General features: G+C 41.2%; 6 protein-coding genes and 3 pseudogenes. 1 reads left to right on the top strand and 8 read right to left on the bottom strand.

The features are described 5' to 3' along the window. Nucleotides 1-179, bottom strand: a pseudogene (locus F8S12_RS04235) (IS701 family transposase); the annotation flags it as partial. A gap of 143 nt (nt 180-322) precedes the next feature. Here F8S12_RS04235 and F8S12_RS04230 point away from each other — a divergent pair. Then, nucleotides 323-547, top strand: a pseudogene (locus F8S12_RS04230) (IS630 family transposase); the annotation flags it as partial. Between the two features lie 386 nt (nt 548-933). On the opposite strand, the gene F8S12_RS04225 reads toward F8S12_RS04230, so the two are convergent. The 7 genes and pseudogenes from F8S12_RS04225 to F8S12_RS04200 form a co-directional block, all read right to left on the bottom strand. Continuing rightward, nucleotides 934-1827 (bottom strand): Eco57I restriction-modification methylase domain-containing protein, encoded by an 894-nt coding sequence (locus F8S12_RS04225; RefSeq protein ID WP_196515024.1) that lies wholly within the window; start codon nt 1825-1827, stop codon nt 934-936. Further along, a complete protein-coding gene (locus F8S12_RS40275; protein WP_230967780.1) occupies nt 1809-2432 on the bottom strand; it encodes an aminoacyl-tRNA deacylase in 624 nt (207 codons plus the stop codon). Before F8S12_RS40275 ends, F8S12_RS04225 begins: the two co-directional genes overlap by 19 nt. A gap of 5 nt (nt 2433-2437) precedes the next feature. Then, the gene (gene vapC / locus F8S12_RS04215) at nt 2438-2836 is read right to left on the bottom strand and encodes a type II toxin-antitoxin system tRNA(fMet)-specific endonuclease VapC (RefSeq protein ID WP_196515022.1); all 399 of its coding nucleotides are present in this window, start codon (nt 2834-2836) and stop codon (nt 2438-2440) included. Beyond that, on the bottom strand, nt 2833-3087 hold the full coding sequence (locus tag F8S12_RS04210; protein WP_196515020.1) for a hypothetical protein: 255 nt from the start codon (nt 3085-3087) through the stop codon (nt 2833-2835). The genes vapC and F8S12_RS04210 overlap by 4 nt, the downstream gene beginning before the upstream one ends. 24 nt (nt 3088-3111) lie before the next feature. Beyond that, nucleotides 3112-3252, bottom strand: a complete 141-nt coding sequence (locus F8S12_RS04205) for a hypothetical protein (RefSeq protein WP_196515018.1) — start codon at nt 3250-3252, stop codon at nt 3112-3114. A gap of 118 nt (nt 3253-3370) precedes the next feature. Further along, a complete protein-coding gene (locus tag F8S12_RS42215; RefSeq protein WP_442946784.1) occupies nt 3371-3526 on the bottom strand; it encodes a hypothetical protein in 156 nt (51 codons plus the stop codon). Beyond that, nucleotides 3519-3798, bottom strand: a pseudogene (locus tag F8S12_RS04200) (transposase); the annotation flags it as partial. The pseudogene F8S12_RS04200 and the gene F8S12_RS42215, both read right to left, overlap by 8 nt. Between the last annotated feature and the right edge of the window lie 80 nt (nt 3799-3878).

The following is a 3878-nucleotide window of genomic DNA, read 5'->3' as shown; positions in this document are numbered from 1 at the left end:
AATAAATCCTTTGGCTCATACTCCTCACGTAGCAAAAATCTGTTGACACTATCATGTGAGAAATATTCCATAATATCTGCTAAACGTGTGCAGCCTGGATACTTTGATTCTGCCAATAAAAATAAAGTGTAAGTGTTGAGATCACACTTTGCCGTGGATGGCTTGGTAGTTACTCTGATTGCCATACCCTCAATAGAGACAGTGTAAATTATCCATCTTTCCAGTCCTCTACTGCTAGCGATCGCCTATTATTTTCTGATTTTCTACACTACATTTATTGTCTTTTTTGTCAATGCGTAAGTTCTGAAACCTTGGTTTGTCTCAAGAAAACTGGAAAATTCATTGCGTTCGCTTTGCCCCTAATTGCCCATCACAAAATCCAATTGAGGATATTTGGTTACAAGCTAAAACTTGGGTACGGCGTTTCTGTGCTTTGATTCCTTCGTTCTCTCATCTCAAATGGATGTTTGAGTGGTTTCTCCGACACACTACCTTTGATTTTGCCACTCTTCAAATGTACGGAGCTTTTTCAGAAATCAAATACTAGTCCTATATAAGTTTTGGTACGTCATTAATTGTTTGCAGACTATCCTATTTGATACTTTCAAAACCAATAGGGCAGCTAAAATTACCTTGTTTAAAAATAGGTCGGGGAGGATAAGCTAAAGTCTGTTTTTCGGAGCGGCACATTATTGAAATAGTAGTTTTATTTTTTTTCCAATAATTAACAAGATTTTTTTAAAGATATTGTTGCTATGGTTACTTGGCTTATTTACGTCAGACATATACAAATTTAAAACTAATAGTGCATATTGTGACTTGAAGAAGATTTTGGACAGGTTGTCCAACTTTACCTTCCAAAAATGGATGTCCAACTTCTCCTTCTAAAAATGTCCAAAAAATAGCATAAAGGAAAACTAAACTGCTCAACCCCTATACCTTACCAACTTCCCAATTCAGCACACGAGCTTGATGATTGTTTGGCTTACTCTTACTTACCAAAATAATGCTAGGGTAAGCGATCGCTTCAAAAATTGGTGCATCCCCAAAATCAATCAACACTTGGACTTGTGACTTTTCCCCCAAGAATGAGCGCAGTTTTTCACCATAACCAGCACGGAAGTATTTGTTAGACGTGATGTAAGACAAATGACCACCAGACTTGAGCAGCCTAAACCCACGCTCATAAAAGTAAACAAAGAGGTCACATACCCCGGTGTAACAGTCATATTCTGCTTGAAGAGCTGGCTTGAGTTCTTTAATCTGCTCTTGTCTCACATAAGGCGGATTGCCAATCACAATGTCAAACCCACTCTGCTGCTGAAATACCTCATTAAAGTGTAGATGCCACTGGAAGAAGTTAAGCGATCGCATCCCCTTTTCTACTTCAGCCGCAATCCTGTCCAATTCCTGCAACTTGGCACTGATAGCTTGTTGCTTCTGAGTTTGAACGCGGCTGGCTTTGCCCTTCAAACGTCTAATATCCTGCTCCAAATTGCGCTGCTCAATCTGCCAATACTGAATCCGGTCAGCGATCGCAACTCGAAACACATTCTTCTCAGCCTCTAAAATCATCTCCCTGAGTACCTTTCGCTCCTCTGCATGAGCCTCAAAGTACTGGTGTTGCAAATTTATCAAGGGTTGAATAGCTGTTTGTACAGGGGTGACATTCAGCATTGTCTGCTGATCTTTAGTGGGGTCAGCAATTAACTGCTCACCTTGAATAGTAGAAATGAGCGAATCCCCGCACATTAGTTTGTAATCAAGGTTAGGCAGTGGTTCCACATCATCAATATCAGGAATATCCACTACCAGCGATAACCACATCCGCAGCTTGGCAATTTCAACAGCTTCAGGCTTAAGCGTAGTTTGTTGTACTGAGTCTTTAGAAAATTGCGATCGCCTGCCAAAAACTCCTTTTTCAGTAAAAAGTAAAGGAACATGATTCGCCCCAGGAGTCGTTGAGAAAACTGGTGCAGCCGATTGGAGTCAGTAAAGTAGGAATGCTGATTGTTAGCTTTAATAACCCGTTGCAGTTCCTCAAAGATTTCTCGATAACCCCGATAGAACTCTTTAGTCAGCTTCTCTACATCAAAAGCTTCGCAGTCTTTTTTACTAGCTAAAGCTGTTACACCACCACGGATGTATCCTGTTAGTGGCTGAACTTCCTTCAGGGCAACTATCTCAACCTTGCGGTTTCCTGAAATCCACGCCAAAGCTTTTAAGTCCAACTGAGCATTTCCCGGCACAACAGCAAAACAGATACCTGTTGTGTCACCTTTGACTACTAGAGTTTTAAAAACTTGCTCTGGCGGAAGACCAACTTTGTGTGCTGTACTAAGAGCAGCCAGATCGTCAGGATCTACCTCATAGCTCAGGATTTGGTAGGAAATACCTAGTTTATCAAGTAGTCGAGCAGCATTAGTTTTCATTGCTCTTACTCCCAATCTTCAATTACCAGTCCACTAACGCGATTAAATTCTCTCGTGTTGTGCGTGACTAACGTCAAGTTATTCACTAGCGCAATCGCTGCAATTTGCAAATCATAAGGCCCAATTGGTGTACCGACCGCCGCTAATTCCGCCCGTATTGTCCCAAAAATCCGAGCAGCCCGATCATCAAAAGGCAAAGATACAAAATTATTTAAGAATGCTTCTTGTAATGTTAAAGTCTGTATGGAATTATTACTTCGCATTGCACCATAAAATAGTTCGGCTTTTACTATCGAACAAACAACAATATCTGCTGGTGACAGCGATTCTAACCTCTGCCTCACAGCAGACATAGGACGATTCAGATAAACAATACAAGCATTGGTATCTAACAAATATCTCACTCTAATGGCTCCCTAGTGTCATACTCACCTTGGGGATATCTTTGAATTGGGTCATCCGCTAATGATCCAGCTGTTTGTTCAAAAAATCCGGCTGGCCATCCTAATTCTTGGGGTGTTTTTGGGGGGGCTGATGGCTCTAACTGTTGATATGTTACTGTTACCTCTATTTCTTTGTCTGTTATGCCAACAGGAATCTCAAGGTGCAAAATGCCATCAGCCCCAACATGAGAACATAGCTTAATACTTTGCATTACTGTTTTCTCCTATTCCTTGGTTTATCGAGAATTGGGTAGTACCTCATCTATGATGCCGTATTCTTTCTCAATCAAACCCAACAGCTTCTCCTCCACCTCTGTCAAATACGATCGCTTCAACTCCCTCAAGTGCGCTCGGATTGTACAAGAACAGGCAGACACCAATTCTATCTCTTCAAAGAAGGAGGTAATTAGATGAATATAAAATGGAGCGATGAAGAACTCGCAATTATTGAAGAGAAAGCCGAAGTCTACACTATTAACGGGACTTAAACAAAAATTAAGCCCAAATAAAGCCCAAACTGGCTTTGTAAGCAGCAAATACATCACGGTTGAGGGTCAACCAATCGAAAAATCGATAAGACATAGCCGTTCTAAAGGCTTCTAAGGCTTCAGTAAAGGTGTTCAAAGGTTTGCTTGCCCACCTACGTCTCAAGCCTCCTGTCAATGATCTCCAAGCGCCGTTCGTTTACCTGGGAAGTAGACCAAGCAAGGTGCTTGGGTTAAAAAGTGGTGTAATCGGTGGTAAGTCACCCCTATAGCATTCTCTGCGAGCTGAAATAAGTTTTTTCTCTCACTTTCTCCCAATAATCCTCCTACATAGTGTCTAAACTCTCTTTTTTGAGCCTTATGAGTAAACACATCATCAAATCGTTGACACCATCTTTCAAAGCATGGAGGCATGGCGGCAGGTGTGGTTTCTTTCATGAGCCTTTTTCAACGTGAAAGCTATGCTAGTTGAGCATTATACTGCTTTTGACTCTCCTGTTTTGTTTAAGTCCCGTTAG

This window comes from Nostoc sp. WHI, from assembly GCF_015714725.1.
In the GTDB taxonomy this organism is placed as follows: domain Bacteria; phylum Cyanobacteriota; class Cyanobacteriia; order Cyanobacteriales; family Nostocaceae; genus Nostoc.
The sequence above is the reverse complement of the archived record's forward strand: the minus strand, read 5'-3'. Positions and strand labels throughout refer to the sequence as shown.